This window comes from Paenibacillus sp. FSL R7-0198, from assembly GCF_038000415.1.
Taxonomy (GTDB): domain Bacteria; phylum Bacillota; class Bacilli; order Paenibacillales; family Paenibacillaceae; genus Paenibacillus.
Genome location: NZ_JBBOCB010000001.1, coordinates 3,929,903 through 3,946,088, shown reverse-complemented (window position 1 = coordinate 3,946,088; position 16,186 = coordinate 3,929,903). Strand labels below are relative to the sequence as shown.

Genomic DNA, 16,186 nt, shown 5'->3' with positions numbered 1-16,186 from the left:
TCATACCTCCTGAAGATTACGTATTTGGATTCATTGGAACAAGTTTCACCGACTTAATCTCATACGGTTTGAAGGTCAGTTCGAATGTGCCGTTTGGACAAAGCAACGGTTGGATCTCATCCTCCAGCAGATTAATGATGGACGCATTAATTTCCTTTTCAGCCCACTGAACTTGCACCGTTTCCCGACCTCCTGATGATTCGTAGAAACGCAGCACCGTTCCCGATCCGTCTTCTGCAGGCTTGATTGCATCCAGAATGACATGTTCACTGTGGAACTGAACCCAAACGTGTTCAGCTGGCAAGGGACCCGGAGACGGACTCGCTGCCACAACCTCCACCGGATGATTCAGCTCCATCGCTCGGCGAACGACAGCGGCATGTCGCCAATCGCCCTGATGGGGCAGGATCGAATATGTGAACTCATGATCGCCTTGATCAGCATGTTCATCCGGCCATTTCGGGGCACGAAGCAGGGACAGGCGGATCGTCCGATCCTTGATGTCGTATCCGTACTTGCAATCATTCAGCAAACTCACACCGCTATTGCCCTCTGAGATATCCGCCCAGCGATGCCCGCAGACCTCGAACTGCGCCTGCTCCCAACTGGTGTTGTTATGGGTTGGACGCTCCAACGCTCCAAACGGGATTTCATAGGCTGCTTTGGCTGCCACCAGATCCACCGGAAAGGCCACCTTGAGCAGCTTATGACTCTCATTCCAGTTCACTTTTGTATGGAAGTCAACACGCCGCTGGTGACGATGCAAAATGATATCCTGGCTGATCTCCGATTGATTCAGCTTCCAGACAAAACGCAGTACATCTCGCGTAGCCCCGCGCTGTACAACCTCTCTGGAGATCAACTGCACCGCACCTGCTCGCTGGGATTCAAATCGTGGATCGATATCCCAGGCGTCCCAGTACGTCGGTTTGTCGTGGAAAAACTGCCACTCATTCGCCCGATCACCGGGCTTCAGCCAGTCGCGGCCTACCGTTTTGTCATACCATCGGGTGATCTCTCCCAAGTCATTAAACTCAAGCGTGTAAGACTCGGTTTCCCATATGGAAGGGAATTGTTCTTCTTCCCTTACTGGAAGGATAACATCCGGTGTCTCGCGCAGCCATATGGTTGTATACCCAAAAGCAGGAATCGATGGAACATACACGAGCAGCGTGTACTTGTCTTCCTTTTGCTCCAGATCACTGGCCAGTCGGTTCCCTTGACGATCAAATGCAGCCACCCCGGCGAGGTGGGCATCCCCTGTAATGGTGATATTCTCTCCACGTTCCCAGCCAAGGCTGTTGAATATAATGTAGGGGAGACCATCCACTTCATCTGTTGCGATATTCTCCGCAAGGGTATCCAGCGTTTCCCGCAGTGCGGATGTACCTAATGCAAATACCTTCGTGTACTCCTCAGTGGACGTTACGTAAACTTCAGGAATCGACGTTCCCGGAATAATGTCATGGAATTGGTTGAGCATAATCAGCTTCCAGCCTTCATCCAGATCATTCTTCGTGTGTGCAGCGCAAGCTCCGGCAAATTGCCCCCAGATCTCCGCTTCCCGATACAATACCTCTGCTTTTCGGTTGCTACGTTTGTTCCTCGCATGAGTTGTATACGTTCCGCGATGCAGTTCCAGATACAAGTCCCCGTGCCATTTCGGCAACGTCGGATTATTTAATGATATGTCTTCAAAAAAAGCGCCAGCTGTACTGAATTTGCTGATCGGCTGCCCCACCATCAAGTGGGATCGCTCCGCAAACTCCACCATCTCATTCGTCACGCCGCCACCACCATCGCCATGTCCGTAAAGCAACATTTGCTCAGGGTGCACATCCTTTTGTTTAAATGATTGCCAGTGTTCATCCACATCTTTGGGCCGTGTATGTTCATTCACCCCATGGTTAAGATACGCAAGCACGGAAGTGCCATCTATGCCTACCCAGTCGAAGAGGTCATACGGAAACGCATTGGTATCATTCCAATTCAACTTGGTGGTCATAAAATAAGGAATATCCGCGAGCTTCAGCATCTGCGGCAAGGAAGCACAGTAGCCAAAGGTATCCGGTAGCCACTCGATGTTGGAGCGCTTGCCAAATTCCGTCTGGTAGAAGTTCTGTCCATACAGAATCTGCCGAACTAATGACTCGCCGCTCGGAATATTCAGATCCGGCTCCACCCACATGCCTCCAACCAATTCCCAGCGGCCTTCGGCAATACGGGCTTTAACTCGCTCGTACAGCTCCGGGTAATGATCCTTCACAAAGGAATACAACTGCGGCTGGCTCTGGGAATACACAAAATCCGGGTACGTGTCCATCAACGTACACATGGTCGAAAATGTGCGGCTGGACTTGCGAACCGTCTCACGTACAGGCCACAGCCAGGCTATATCAATGTGGGATTGTCCAACCAGATGCATGAAGCCACTTCGATATTCCTCCGGCTCTTCCTGCTGTACCGACTGTACTAATCCATGTTCGAAGTTCTGTATCCATGCTGCATCGGTCCAGCGGTCCGGATCATTGTACATGTCATCCATCACCCGATGAATAGCCTGAACAAGTGCCATCCGCTTGGGCTCCTTCTCGTTATATGCCCGAAGCGATTCGGCGAGTACCGTAACGCTGTACATCAGGCTCTGCAGTGGCTGATTAACATGAACCAATGCTGCCCGAATGCCCTGAATAGGCGGCTGAATAACAGCTTGTCGATTAAGTGGATCATTCGGCTCTGGAATCGGATCATAGAGTTCAATCTCCAACTGCGGCGTATTGCCTACCCGACTTCGCGGAAGGGGTACGAATCCGTGATTTCGATCCAGCCCGTGATAAGGTATGCCATTCACCTTCAGCAGCCCTTCTCCTCCAGCCTCGAAGACCAGCCCAACAGCTCGATCCTCCCAACTGTCCGGAATCTCCACACATTTGCGCAGAAAATACGTCGTTCCGTGTACGCTGTTCAGCGGATTCAAGTTTTGCATTGCCTTGTCAGCCTGCTCATCTTTATTTTCATATCCCTGCTCGTACTCATATTCTCCTGGCCGAATGTATCTGGCCTTCTGCATCTCCCACGCCGGAAGCTCGATCGTATCCAGCCACTGCGACCGGTTCATATCTTCAATGAATCGCTGAATTCGAATCATACCTCCACCCCCACCTTCTGGATATGCAGACTGCAAGCGGTCAAGTCAGCCGAATTGCGGCCAACCATAAGCCTGAATTTACCCGGTTCCACGACAGACTGGAGACGAGAGTCGATGAGTGCGAGATGTTCTTTTTGCACAGGGAACGTAACGGTATGAGTCTGTCCTGGCTCCAGATGGATCTTACGAAAACCTTTCAGTGACATCTCAGATCTAGTAACCGAAGCCGACACATCCGTGATGTACAACTGCACAACCTCACTTCCCGCAACCCCTCCGGTATTTGTGACTTCAACCATTACCTGTGCCTCATCTTCTGGCCCAATCACATCCGGTATAACCCTTACGTTCTCGTATTTGAATTCGGTATAACTCAGTCCATATCCGAACGGATACTGAGGCGCAAGATCCATCTCTAGATACCGCTTGCTACGAGTGCGTTTGGCATGATAGTAGACCGGAAGCTGCCCAACATGCTTGGGAATGGAGACGGTAAGACGGCCAGATGGATTGACATCACCGAACAGAATATCTGCAATCGCGTTACCACCTTCCTGCCCAGGGTACCACGCTTCCACAATGGCATGGACATGCTCATCAATCCAAGGTTCAGCAATGGGACGGCCGTTAATATACACAACGATAACCGGTTTCCCCAGCTTATGTACCTCCTGCACCAGCTCCAATTGAACACCCATGAGATTCAAAGACGCCCGGTCAATGCCCTCGCCACACTCCATGTCGTTCCATGGATCATCGGTCACCACTGAAGCACCTGTCCTCAAGTCTATGGTACCTTCACCAAAATCGCGGGCGCTGGACCCGCCCATCACCATCACGATGACATCGGCCTGTTCCGCACAGGAGAGAGCTTGCGCAAAGCCCTCTTTGGAGTCGCCTTTAATCCGACAGCCGGGTGCGTACAGCACCTGACCCGAATCAGCGCCAAGCTTGCGCGTAATGCCATCCAGTACGGTGACGATCTGTTCTCTCGGCTGTGGCGAGGTATAGTCCCCAAGCTGGTTATAGATATGGTTTGCGTTCGGACCAATGACAGCTAGCTTTGTACCTGTTTTGGCAAGCGGAAGAGTATTTCCCTCATTTTTCAGTAAAACAATCCCCTCTTGTGCAACTTCCCTCGCCAGCTGAGTATGGTCTTCACATCCGATGACCTGTTCTGCAAACTCTGGATCAACGAAAGGCTTTTCAAATAGCCCAAGTCTGAATTTCATCTCCAACACCCGCCGCACAGCCAAGTCCAGATCCTTCTCTTCGATCAATCCCTGCTCCAGCGCCTGACCGAGATGTTTGCGATACATGTACCCGGACATCTCCATGTCTACTCCTGCCTGAAGGGACTGTGCTACGGCCTGCTCTCCGTTCTCGGCGGTGTTATGTCCATGGACCAGCATCTGAATGGCGCCAAAATCAGTAATCACAAACCCATCAAAACCCCACTGCTCACGCAGAAGGTCATTCAGCAAATACGTACTGGATGTGCAAGGTACGCCATCAATCTCGTTATAGGCGGTCATCACGGAGCAAGCCCCGGCTTCCACTGCTTTTTTGAACGGTAACAGATCTATTTCATGTAATTCACGTAAGCCCATATGAACTGGAGCAGCATTGCGCCCACCCTCCGAGCTGCCATAAGCCGCAAAATGCTTAAGTGTCGCCACAATTGTCTGGTTGGAATCAAGGCGGTCACCCTGTAGTCCCTTCATGGCTTCTACTGCAAATTCACCGATTAAATATGGATCTTCGGCAAAACATTCCTCCGTCCGTCCCCATCTCGGGTCACGTACGACATCAAGCACCGGGGAATACGTTGCCGCTCCCCCCTGACTCCGGGTCTCCACAGCGATGGCTTCACACATCTTGCGGTACAACTCCATATTCCACGTACTTCCCACCGTTAAAGGTACCGGAAATACTGTCGCCCCAATCGCCATATGCCCGTGGGAACATTCTTCTCCGAACAAGATGGGAATGCCTAGACGAGAATGCTCCATGGCATACTGCTGAATGACATTTGTGGCAACGGCTCCCTGCCGTGGAGTAAGCCCCGTTTCCAGCGTCACTTCAGTCCATGGATCGGCCCGAAGCACACCATACAGAGAACCGACACCACCCTGTTCCATGTCCGCTTTGAACTCTTCCGTCACCTGTACTGTACCATCTGCTGCTTTATCATACGTCTTCCAGCCCATCGGCTGGATGAGTTGTCCAATCTTCTCTGCCGTTGTCATCAGTCCGATTAGATCCTGAACCCGTTCCTGAATGGGAAGCGAAGCATCTTTATAGTCCATATGCACATTCTCCTTATGCGTTCGGAATTAGTTAGGCGGGTGCACTTACATCACATGGCTTTGCGGTAGTCACTTGGTGCCACACCCACCACGTTCTTGAAAGCCCGGTTGAAGGAATTATAGTTCGTATATCCCACTTCTTCACTGATCTCCTGAATGGCCTTATCGGTCTCCTGCATGAGCAGCTTGGCTTTTTCGATGCGATGACTAATGAGCAGATCCACAAACTTCTCCCCAATCTCATCCTTGAAAAGCTTGCTCAGATACTTCGGATTAATATCGAATAGATCACTAAGGTAGTTCAGTGACAGATCAGGATTGTTGTAATGCTCTTCGATGTATTTGCGAATCTCCAGAATATGTGATCTGTGTTTTCGGGAACAATGCAGCGTCTGCATCTGCAGCGCCAGTTCTCTGAACCCTTCCCAGCACAGCTCACGCAGGTCATCTAACGTCTCCCAGCCCTCAAGCCTTGGGAGAAGCGGGGTGAATATAACGGCCCACGAATCCTGATACTCCCGTGGAAGTTCGGCAAATTCCCGATTGTAATGTTGAAATAACAATTGGATCGTATTCATAATCTCCTGACGGGACAGAACAGACTCACTGATTTGTTCAAACAGTCTTTCAAAATGCTTTTCCCACACATCGTCCGATAAACGCATCGCCTGTACCAGCAGTGAGATGGTCTTCAGGAACTCATACACATCATTGGTCGAATTTGGCACATCGCTACACGGAATGATACGATTTATCCCCAGTACAGCCTTGTACTCCAGCGCGTGCACAGCTTCTTTCAATGAAGCTTTCAGCCCCCGAATATCGACAGCAACCCGACCAACACCAATGGTCACGGTGAAGTTCAGATACTGATCGATTCTGTCCAGATAACCAGCGAGCAATCGATGCTCCGTCTCCTCAGCCTGTTCCATGTCCGGAATCCAGAGGATGGCGTACAGACGCTGATCGGAGATCCATTCAGCCCATACTTCCGTTCCTTCATGGCGCGCACTCTCCTGCAGAATACTGGATAACACAAATTTCAGGAGGGATTGGTCCTGATGATGATACTCCGTCACAAATGCATCATACCGGTCCATCTCAACTACCATGACGGCCCAGCGATGCTCCAGCTCAGGCAGTTTGAACTTCTTCATCTCCGCTGTCAGCTCCATGCTCGTAAAGTCTCGTGTGCCCTCCAGCAACTCCTGAAAGAACATTCTTTTCTGTAAAATCAGATTCTCTTCATGTTCCTCCTGATATTGTCTCGTCTGATCAATCATGCGTTCCAGCGTTGTATGGATGAATCGGAACTCATTCTCCTTGCCATAATTGAGCCCCGATTGTTTCTGCGAAGAGACGGTCTGAATTAACGTTACAATCTGCTGAATCGGCTTGTAATTTCTACGGGTCACGTAGATCACCCACACCACCCCAATCAACACAACCACTACAGCAAAGGCAAACCAGATATTATAAAATTGCAGAGTCCATTTGACGATTTTTCCATTATTGAGACCTGTCTGCACCTTCCAACCGCTATAACTCGACGTGAATTCGGAGAAGACTTCTCCCGACGTGGTTTTAGTAGAAGCCGCAACCCCTTCTGGCAAGCTGCTATCCCACAGATTGCCGCCTGAACGGTTGAAGATGTTCACAAACGTAAATTCCGGATCATACATCTGCATAATGGATTTTCTCAGGGTACTTAGGTCCACGTTTGTCACCACAAGTCCTTTGCCGTTTCCTACACTTCGCACAATCGTAATCACCTGCTCAGTCGCTTGTGAAGGAAAAGCTCGGAATGCTCGTGCCCCTGCCCACTTCTGTTCATCCCTTGACCGGCTATCTGCAATAAAGTCTGCATCCGGGAACTCTTCAATCGGAACAGCCTTCCCGTTACTGAAGACCGTGCCATCCCCGTATCGAACGAGATAAATTGAATCAATCAGCGGATACTCTATTTTCAATTCATCAAGCACCTGGACCGCCTGAATGCCGGCATAAACATCATCGCTGCCAGATACCGAGAAATAATTCTTCAAGTTAGGGTTGGTCAAAATCTCACGCAGTACCTTGAAGTCGATGGAGCGCAGGGAGTTGTCCAGATATTGCGTGACCTGAGAGGCCAGAAATTCATTGGCCTTAAGCGCTTCTCTACGGTTCTGTTCATTGAATACTTGAAAGAAAATAAAGAATAGAATGGTCGTCACAATAAAGAAAACAGGCAGATACGATAACAGCAAACGTCTAAACCAATTGTTGTTCATCTCCGAGATCCCCCCACCATTACTGTTCATGCTGAATGACGACAATTATCTGTGCTGATCGCTAATTTCCCATAAATATTCAGTACATTATATCGGATGACGTGGGGTTGTCATAGGAGAAGACCGTCCCGGTCACGGGTGACAGACGGGACAGCCTCTATATTGAATCCTTCAATTATTGATTCTTCTCAATGGCACGCTGGTAGATCTCAAGGTAATTACTCAGTCCGAGACCATCGAAGCCTTTGACATATGAATCCCATTCCTTATCAATGCTCTTGCTGCCAATAATGAACTGTGCCATATTCGTCTGCACATAATCCTTGATGGCCGTAGTCAGTTGTGCAGCTGATTCCGTATCCTCTGGACGGATAAATACGTTCGCAGGGTATACTTCTTTGGGTGCATAAGGTTCATACACATTGGTAGCTTGAGCCAGACGTGTACCATAACCCTCTGCTTCTAGAGGATTCTGTCCTTCCGCAAACAGATTACGGAACGTGTTGGATAAGTCATGCGCTCCGATCTGTGACCAGCTCTCGTTCACAACAACGTTCGGATCACGCTCAGGCAGGTTGTAGTAGCTGTATTTGGCCGGCTCGCCATTGATGTTTTTCTCATCGGCATCTGCCTTCTTCCAGCCCTTGCCTTCAGTTGGTCCATACTCCGCGTACAGCGCACCTTCTTCACTGAACATGTAGTCTACAATTTTGATGGCGGCAATCTGCTGTGCTTCTGTCGCTTTGTTCGTGATGGCAAACTCAAACTCACCTACGCTCTGCGTGGCGCCTGTCGTCTGCACTCCATCGGGTCCTTTCAATGGGGGAACGATCTCCCAGTGCTGGTGACGGGTGATGTCTTTGTCATAAGTATTCACGAGATAACTGACCAGCGCCGTTGTAATGGAACCGACCACTTCATCGCCTTCCTTGTTCCCCAGCTGTCCAATCGCCTGATCGTTTTGCGTGAAGGAAGCCGGATCAATCAGGCCATCTGCATACAGCTTGTTCATGTACTCCAGCCCTTTCTTCCAGCCTTCCTGATTGGCGGCAAAACTCACCTTGCCATCGTTCACGATCAGGTATTTGTCGTTATCATTGTATATAAAGCTATTCATCAGGTAGGCATCAATGTTGCCATTCCATACATACTTGTTCGGTGCGCCCGTGAGTGGAATCTCGTCCGCTTTCCCGTTACCATTCGGATCTTGTGTCTTAAACGCCTTTAGAACGGTATACAGTTCATCAGTTGTGGTTGGCATTTTCAGACCCAGATTATCGAGCCACTCCGTGTTGATCCAGTATTTCTGTGCATACGTGCAGTGGTAACATTCATTGAAGATTGGCAAAGCATAGATATTGCCATCCGGTGCCGTGATGGCTTCTTTGAAGTATGGCTTCTCTTCCATAATCTTGGTCAGGTTCGGACCATACTCCTTAATCAGATCCTGTAGCGGAAGGAACACGCCCTGTTTTCCATAGGTTTGAAGATCTGAGGTGGTGAACTTGCCGTGAAGAAACACTTCCGGATAATCACCACTGGCCAGCAGCAATTGTCTGCGATCCTGCAAAGCGTCCGTTGGGGCCAGATCCCATTTTAGGGTAACGTCGAACTTGTCTTCGATAAATTGGGTAAATTCATTCTCTTCCATGGACGCTTTGCCTTGCGGAGCAAAGAGGGTCATGGTTACAGGACCACCGCTCTCCCCGCTACCGTCGCTACTTCCACCCGATTCCTCGGATGAACTGCATGCGGACAACAAAGCCATCGAAGCAAAGACCAGAAACAACATCGAAATCCAAGATTTTCTCAATCTGACTCCTCCTTTTTGTTTATAACGGCAAATTATTGACTTGTACTGCATGCACGTATATAAAATCGACCCCGGAAGCCGGCGTGTTCCTTCCACCTCCTTTCAAGAGGCAACCGGGCTTAACTCACAAGGATTAACCTTTGAGGGAACCCACCATGACCCCTTTAACAAAATGCTTCTGTACAAATGGATACATGATCAGAATTGGAATACTCGCGACAACGATCAGTGCATATTTCAACACCTGCTCGAACCCTTGGTCCCGCATCTGTTGGCTGGTATTGGCAAGCATCGCCGGATCAGCCGCGTTCAGGATGAGCAGATTGCGAAGCACGTATTGCAGAGGGAACAACTTCTCGGAACGCAGATAGATCAGTGCATCAAAGTACGCATTCCAGTGACCTACGGCATACATGAGTGTCATGACCGCCAGAATGGGCTTTGATAAGGGAAGAACCACGCTGATCAGATACCGGATATCCCGGCAACCATCCATTTCTGCGGCCTCTCCAAGCTCTTCCGGGATGGAAGACTGGAAGAACGTCCTTGCCACGATGACCTGGAACACCGCGAGCGCCCCGGGCAACCACATCGCCCAACGTGTATCCAGCAGGTGTAAGTCCTTCATCAGGAGGTAGGTGGGAATCAGACCACCATCAAAGAACATCGTGATCATCATGAAAATAATGATGGCTCCTCGTCCATAAAACGATTTTCGTGACAAAGGATACGCCAGCATGACGGTCAGCACCACGTTAATGAACGTACCCACCACGGTGTAGATGATCGTGTTATAGAAACCGAGCATAAGCTGTTGGCTTTTGAAAATGGAGATGTATGCCTTGATGTTAAAGTCTACCGGGAACAGCCACACCTGACCGGATGTCACGGCTCGTGAAGAGCTAAACGAAGAACTGATGATATACAAGAGCGGATAAAACACCGTTAGCAGTATGGCGAACAGAAAGATGTAGTTAAGTGTCATGAAAATGCGGTCACCGAGCGGGTCCTTGATCCGGTTACGATTAATCAGGTTGAACATGGATAAGCTCCTCCTTTACCACAAGCTGTTCTGGGATACTTTGCGAGATATGCCGTTGACGATAACCAGCAGGATCAGGTTGATAATGGAGTTGAAGAACCCTACTGCCGAGGAGAAGCTGAAATTCGCTCCGATCAGACCCACCTTGTACACATACGTGGAGATGACCTCCGAAGCGCTTGTGTTGAGTGGATTCTGCATCAGGTATATTTTCTCAAAGCCCACGCCCATAATGCTGCCCAGACTCAGAATCAGCATGATAACGGTGACTGGAACGAGCGATGGGAGGTCGATGTGCCATATTTTCCGAAGCCTTGATGCGCCGTCCATCTTTGCTGCTTCATAGAGAGATGGATCAACGCCAGCAAGAGCTGCGATATATATTATTGATGAATATCCCATGCCCTGCCACACACCTGACCAGACATAGATCGATTTGAAGTATTCCGGGATGCCCATGAAATTGGTCATCGGGAAGCCGAGCAGTGTGAACAGCTTGTCTACCACGCCCACATGTGGGGAGAGCATCAGAATGATAATGGATACCATGACAACGGTGGAGATAAAATGCGGAGCGTAGGTGACCATCTGTACGGTCTTCTTGAAGTAACCCGTTCGAATCTCATTCAGCGCCAGGGCCAGCAGGATCGGAATAGGGAAACCCGCAATTAAGGAATAAAAGCTGATGCCTATCGTGTTTTTGATTAACAGCCAGAAGTTTGGAGATTGGAAGAAGGCCTCAAAGTGTTTGAATCCGACCCACGGGCTTCCCCAGATTCCTTTGACCACACTGAAGTCCTTGAAGGCGATCTGGACACCCACCATAGGGATGTACTTGAAGATCAACAGATACAACACCGGGGGCAGCACGAGCAGGTAGAGCTCCCAGTGTTTCTTGAGGCTTTTGATGAATGGATGCTGCCGCTTGGGCTCCACATGTTTCCTCTGCTGGAGTTCCATCTTGGCGGGTATGCTTTCCGTAGCTCGACTCATTTGCGTCACTCCTTCTACACCTCAAGTGTAATAATACATTACATTTACATCCCTTAAACATCCTTTTTTCTGTTCCTAGTTCCTTGTTCAACAAAGATGATGTAAACATTCATATCAGGTAGCGCTTTCTTGATTTGATAGTACATCGCACGGTAAACTTTTATCAATTTGCAATTTTCTCCGACTTCTCTTTATTCCATAAACCCTTGTCTGACAAGCGATTACAGGCTGTTTCTGGTGAAAATTATGTTCCTTATGTATGATTAAAAAAATCCCGGAGGTGGTTAGATCTCCCCCGGAACTGACATGGCGTTCTATGCAATTGTGATCAATCTGAACGTGTGTGTGATCGGCGCTGCACTGGTTGTAGCGGATTGTGGCAGTTCCACGAGAAGCCCGTCTTCCGTCTGCTGATACGAAAGTACGTCATCGCTACCGACGAGTTCAATCCGCTCTACTTTTTCCAGATAAGGAATGACCAACTGTGGTTGTGCGGTCTCATTCTCGTTTCGGTACAAACGGAAGGCATATACGGTGTTGTTCTCTTCCTTCTGGGTGAAGGCCCAATCTTTCGTAAAATATGGCGCGCAAATCCGGGTTCCATAGACGCCTTCTCCGTGCGTACCCAGCCATTCACCGAGGCCCTTGATGCCTCGAATAGCCCCTTTGGGCAGACGCCCATCGGGTTGTGGTCCTACATTCAGCGCCAGGTTACCACCCTTGGACACGACTTCGAGCAGAATATGTGCCAGCTGTCTTCCCGTTTTATACTGATCATCGAAACCAAAAGCAAAGGAGTTGCCCACGGTAATACAGCTTTCCCATGGAATATTCATCGGATGTTCCGGTATGGTCTGCTCGGGGGTAACGATATTCTCATACGGTCCACCGACGGTGCGATCTGCAGACAGGAGCCAAGGTTGTGTGGTCTGACGCGCCCGTTCCACGACTTCTCCCAGCCTGATATCCTGACCATGGCGACCTTCGCGCACCCAGCCAGCATCCAGCCACAGACATTCGATCCGCCCGTAATTCGTCAGCAGTTCCATGATCTGCTCATGCGTGAACTCCACGAATTTCTCCCACAGCCACGGATACTTATGGGGATCATACGAAGGGCCTCGCCACATATGACGTCCACGCTCCATGCCCGGTGCCCAGTAATACGGGGTATGCCAGTCCGCTTTGGAGAAATACGCTGAGATGCCAAGCCCTTTGGCCCGAAAAGCGTCAAATAGTGATCCACAGATGTCCGCATACTTATGGGTATGAAAAGGCGTGTCCTTACCCGTAATCCGGTAATCCGTCGTCTTGGTATCCCACATGCAGAAACCGTCATGGTGTTTGGTGGTGAACAGGAAGTATTTGAACCCGTTATCTGCCGCCATCTGTGCCCATTCCTCGGGCTGGAAGCGAATCGGATTGAAAGTTTTGTTCAGATCGAAATATTCCCGCTTGAAATCTTCCATGTCATCCGTCCAGTCGATGTCATCGCGCGACCAATCGCCATCTTCGTCGCTCAGCGCCCAGGACTCCACGAGGCCAAGCTGGGAATACGGCCCCCAGTGCATCATCAGCCCCAGCTTCTGGTCCTTGAACCACTCCAGCCGCTCATTCAGCAACGGGTCCTCCGGTTTGATCCACTCTTCCTCTTTGCTAAAATTGTGCACGCCGGCTTCGACAATCTGCTCTTCCTGCTCCAGTACGGTTTCTTTGGTTTCGCTCATCCTGTTTCATCTCCTCTGGATTAGATAAAAGATAAACCATGCATGTTACGCCTGGTCACTCCGAGTGCAGTACCATCTTCCGATCGCTGTTATCCCCGGATTTCTTTTATTTCACTTTATAATTGTTGGAAATCCGGTGATAAAGGCGAGCGCTTCGCTTCTTCAGATTGGTTCTGCCCTCTCCGTTTTGGCGTAAACGGTTCGTTTAACTGTTAAGGGGCGTAGTAACTTTGTATTTTGAGTGCGGTGCCATCTTCAATTAATATGAACCCCACATCTCCCTCGTTTCTATAAGGAAACCCAGCTGCTGAGCCTGGCGAATGGGTAAAGTTTTTTTAAGGAACACAGGGCGTCTTATTTAGCCTTTTGATCCTCTTTTTAAATTGTAAGGAACATCAGACACGTTATTTCCCGAAATTAGGTGGTAAAAACGCTGTAAACTGCTGCTTATTCTCATATAGCATGTGTCAGGTTCCTTAGATTTCTGCTAGCGCTCCAAATCCTTAAATAGGACGCCTCAGATTCGTTAGCGCTCGCTCCATGCTCTGCTCCAACCACGAGCGGAGAGGACGAATCCACACACCCGCCCGGAGCGGAGCTTTTCATTGAAAAGGAGCGAGGTTCTCATAACTTTCACTGCCACGGGAGTAGTACAGTATCAAAGCAGAGCATCCCCTTATTGCAATGCCTTTTACAGCGTAATTTCGCGGCCCTGACGGGCTGATTCGTAGATGGCACAGAGCATTTTCATCACTTCGACGCCGTCTTCGACGGGGCTAAGGGTTTCTTTGCGGCCCTGTGTACTATCTATAAAATGGTTGATTTCGTTGCGGAACGATCCCATAAAGTCGAATGATTTGAAATCCACCTGTGGTGTCATGTTCAAAATGGTGTTGAATTTCTCGCCAATAATCGAAATTTCCGGCTCCAACTCGGCACCGCCCTTGTCGCCATATAGTTTGACCGAAGTCTCATCCGCTTTGGCATGGAGTGTGAAACTGACATCCACGAGTAGGCTCGCGCCGTTCTCGAAACGAATCAGGGCATTCGCCATGTCCTCAACGGTGTTCTGTTCCGCGTCATAGTCGGCTGCTTTGTAGAACGAAAGATTGTTAATGTTCGAGCGGTTCCCCAAACGGTTGGATACGTTAGCGGAGACGGATTTCACCTTCGGTCTGCCCATCAGATACCAGCAAATGTCGATCACATGCACCCCGATATCGATCAGTGGGCCGCCGCCGGAGCGGTTGATATCCGAGAACCAGCCACCCGGATTGCCCAGACGACGTAGACTGGAGGCTTTGGCATAATAGATCTCGCCCAGTTCACCCTCGTCGATAAACTTCTTCAGAATCTGTGCATTGTCGCTATAGCGGCGAACAAAACCGACTTGCAGCAGCTTTCCGCTGCGATGAACGGCCTTCTCTACTTCGAGGGCATCCTCCACGGTTTGGCAGAGCGGTTTCTCACACAGCACGTTTTTGCCCGCGTCCAGGGCAGCAATACTAATCTCCGCATGGGAGTCGTTCCATGTGCAGATGCTGACGGAATGAATCTCGGGCAGTGCGAGCAATTCTTTGTAATCGGTAAACACATGAGGTGCATCATATTGCTTTGCCACTTCTGTGGCACGTGCTTCATTCAGGTCACAGATAGCGTATATTTCAACGTCAGGGTTACTGGCATAGGCTTGCAAATGGCAATCGGATATTGATCCGGCACCGATGACGGCGACTTTCAATTTGGACATAGGGCTGATTCCTCCATAAATAAAATAATTGACGTCCAGCGGGTAGACGTTCCGGTTGCGAATCGTTCTTCCGATCGCTCTTATCCCCAGATTTCTTTAATCCCCTTATTGCAAAGGGGAAATCCGGTGATAAAGGCGAACACTTCGTTTCTTCAGAATCGATTTCGCCCCCTCCACTACTTTTCCTGACTGAACTAACTTTCTGTTTGAACCATACGTAACAAGTCATATTTCATTTAAAACAAGTACTCAGCCCTATGCCTCTTCCCATAGGCGGCGGACGTTATCCATAGCAATGCGTGAGGCGGTTTTGCAATCTTCCATGCCTTCAAATTCTACCGAGATATATCCGTCATACCCGGATTGTTTCAACACACGGAACACCTCAGGCATGTCGATATCGCCATGGCCCACAATGGCACCGCGCAGGTAATTGCCATGCGAGGTTTGGAACCAGCCTTCACCGGGGTTTCGGTAGGAAGGTCTCCAGTAGAAGTCTTTGGCGTGTACGATCGACGCGTACGGAATGTTATTTTTTACGGCACTCACCGGATCTTCATCCACACAGAGGAAATTGCCGACATCCAGCGTGGTCTTGAAGTTACTCCGCGCCGTTTCGTGCAGCACACGCTGAATTCGCTCACTCGACTGCACATAGTACCCATGGTTCTCGACGCTTGTTGTGATTCCAAACTCCGCTGCATAATCGGCTATCCGCTGACAAGCCTTCACCAGTATCGGCAGATCGATCTCGAACTGTGCTACGGTTCCCTCTGGTGCGGGGCGGAAAGCCACGTCATGACGCATCAGCTTCACTCCTAACGCAGCAGCCACATCCACATGCCGCATCACATTCTGGATCTCTTGCTCCAACGCTTCGGCGTCCTCCTGCACAGCAAAGTTAGCACCGATAGCATAATTGGAAATATCGATTCCTACCTCTTTTGCCACAGCTTTGATCTTATCAATCAACTCCGGATTATCGATCAGACTGAATCCCATTGGAACAATCTCCACATGTTCTCCGCCCTGATCGGCAATCCAGCGAATGGCATCCGGTACGGTTAATTCTTTGCGATCCAATGCTTGTTGCAGACTGTAGGTGCTGAGTCCAACTTTCATTTTTCCTCATCC

Annotated in this window: 9 protein-coding genes; all 9 read right to left on the bottom strand. The window is 49.6% G+C overall.

Features of this window, described 5'->3' with window-relative positions; translation table 11 throughout:
* Window positions 1-16 precede the first annotated feature (16 nt).
* The gene (locus MKY87_RS17045) at window positions 17-3,148 is read right to left on the bottom strand and encodes an alpha-mannosidase (RefSeq protein ID WP_339787263.1); all 3,132 of its coding nucleotides are present in this window, start codon (window positions 3,146-3,148) and stop codon (window positions 17-19) included.
* The gene (locus MKY87_RS17040; protein WP_340965491.1) at window positions 3,145-5,457 is read right to left on the bottom strand and encodes a glycoside hydrolase family 3 N-terminal domain-containing protein; all 2,313 of its coding nucleotides are present in this window, start codon (window positions 5,455-5,457) and stop codon (window positions 3,145-3,147) included. The genes MKY87_RS17045 and MKY87_RS17040 overlap by 4 nt, the downstream gene beginning before the upstream one ends.
* Window positions 5,458-5,507: 50 nt before the next feature.
* On the bottom strand, window positions 5,508-7,727 hold the full coding sequence (locus MKY87_RS17035; protein WP_340965490.1) for a helix-turn-helix domain-containing protein: 2,220 nt from the start codon (window positions 7,725-7,727) through the stop codon (window positions 5,508-5,510).
* Between the two features lie 175 nt (window positions 7,728-7,902).
* Window positions 7,903-9,540 carry an extracellular solute-binding protein gene (locus MKY87_RS17030; RefSeq protein WP_083679689.1) on the bottom strand — a complete coding sequence of 546 codons (1,638 nt, stop codon included), beginning with the start codon at window positions 9,538-9,540 and terminating at the stop codon, window positions 7,903-7,905.
* Window positions 9,541-9,673: 133 nt separating this feature from the next.
* Window positions 9,674-10,582: a carbohydrate ABC transporter permease gene (locus MKY87_RS17025; protein ID WP_082763028.1), complete on the bottom strand. Its 909-nt coding sequence runs from the start codon at window positions 10,580-10,582 to the stop codon at window positions 9,674-9,676.
* A 15-nt stretch (window positions 10,583-10,597) separates the two neighbouring features.
* Window positions 10,598-11,575: an ABC transporter permease gene (locus MKY87_RS17020; RefSeq protein ID WP_074093076.1), complete on the bottom strand. Its 978-nt coding sequence runs from the start codon at window positions 11,573-11,575 to the stop codon at window positions 10,598-10,600.
* A 314-nt stretch (window positions 11,576-11,889) separates the two neighbouring features.
* Entirely contained in the window at window positions 11,890-13,302 is a 1,413-nt protein-coding gene (locus MKY87_RS17015) for an alpha-L-fucosidase (protein ID WP_340965488.1), read from the bottom strand.
* Window positions 13,303-13,993: 691 nt separating this feature from the next.
* Window positions 13,994-15,052, bottom strand: coding sequence for a Gfo/Idh/MocA family protein (locus MKY87_RS17010; RefSeq protein ID WP_076210238.1), 1,059 nt, complete (start codon window positions 15,050-15,052; stop codon window positions 13,994-13,996).
* A 255-nt stretch (window positions 15,053-15,307) separates the two neighbouring features.
* Window positions 15,308-16,174: a sugar phosphate isomerase/epimerase family protein gene (locus tag MKY87_RS17005; protein WP_340965485.1), complete on the bottom strand. Its 867-nt coding sequence runs from the start codon at window positions 16,172-16,174 to the stop codon at window positions 15,308-15,310.
* Between the last annotated feature and the right edge of the window lie 12 nt (window positions 16,175-16,186).

What these genes read in the sequence shown, in the direction of transcription:
- MKY87_RS17020 (WP_074093076.1), bottom strand. Translation starts at nt 11,575, where the DNA reads ATGAGTCGAGCTACGGAAAGCATACCCGCCAAGATGGAACTCCAGCAG.
- MKY87_RS17025 (WP_082763028.1), bottom strand. Translation starts at nt 10,582, where the DNA reads ATGTTCAACCTGATTAATCGTAACCGGATCAAGGACCCGCTCGGTGAC.
- MKY87_RS17035 (WP_340965490.1), bottom strand. Translation starts at nt 7,727, where the DNA reads ATGAACAACAATTGGTTTAGACGTTTGCTGTTATCGTATCTGCCTGTT.
- MKY87_RS17015 (WP_340965488.1), bottom strand. Translation starts at nt 13,302, where the DNA reads ATGAGCGAAACCAAAGAAACCGTACTGGAGCAGGAAGAGCAGATTGTC.
- MKY87_RS17005 (WP_340965485.1), bottom strand. Translation starts at nt 16,174, where the DNA reads ATGAAAGTTGGACTCAGCACCTACAGTCTGCAACAAGCATTGGATCGC.
- MKY87_RS17040 (WP_340965491.1), bottom strand. Translation starts at nt 5,457, where the DNA reads ATGGACTATAAAGATGCTTCGCTTCCCATTCAGGAACGGGTTCAGGAT.
- MKY87_RS17010 (WP_076210238.1), bottom strand. Translation starts at nt 15,052, where the DNA reads ATGTCCAAATTGAAAGTCGCCGTCATCGGTGCCGGATCAATATCCGAT.
- MKY87_RS17045 (WP_339787263.1), bottom strand. Translation starts at nt 3,148, where the DNA reads ATGATTCGAATTCAGCGATTCATTGAAGATATGAACCGGTCGCAGTGG.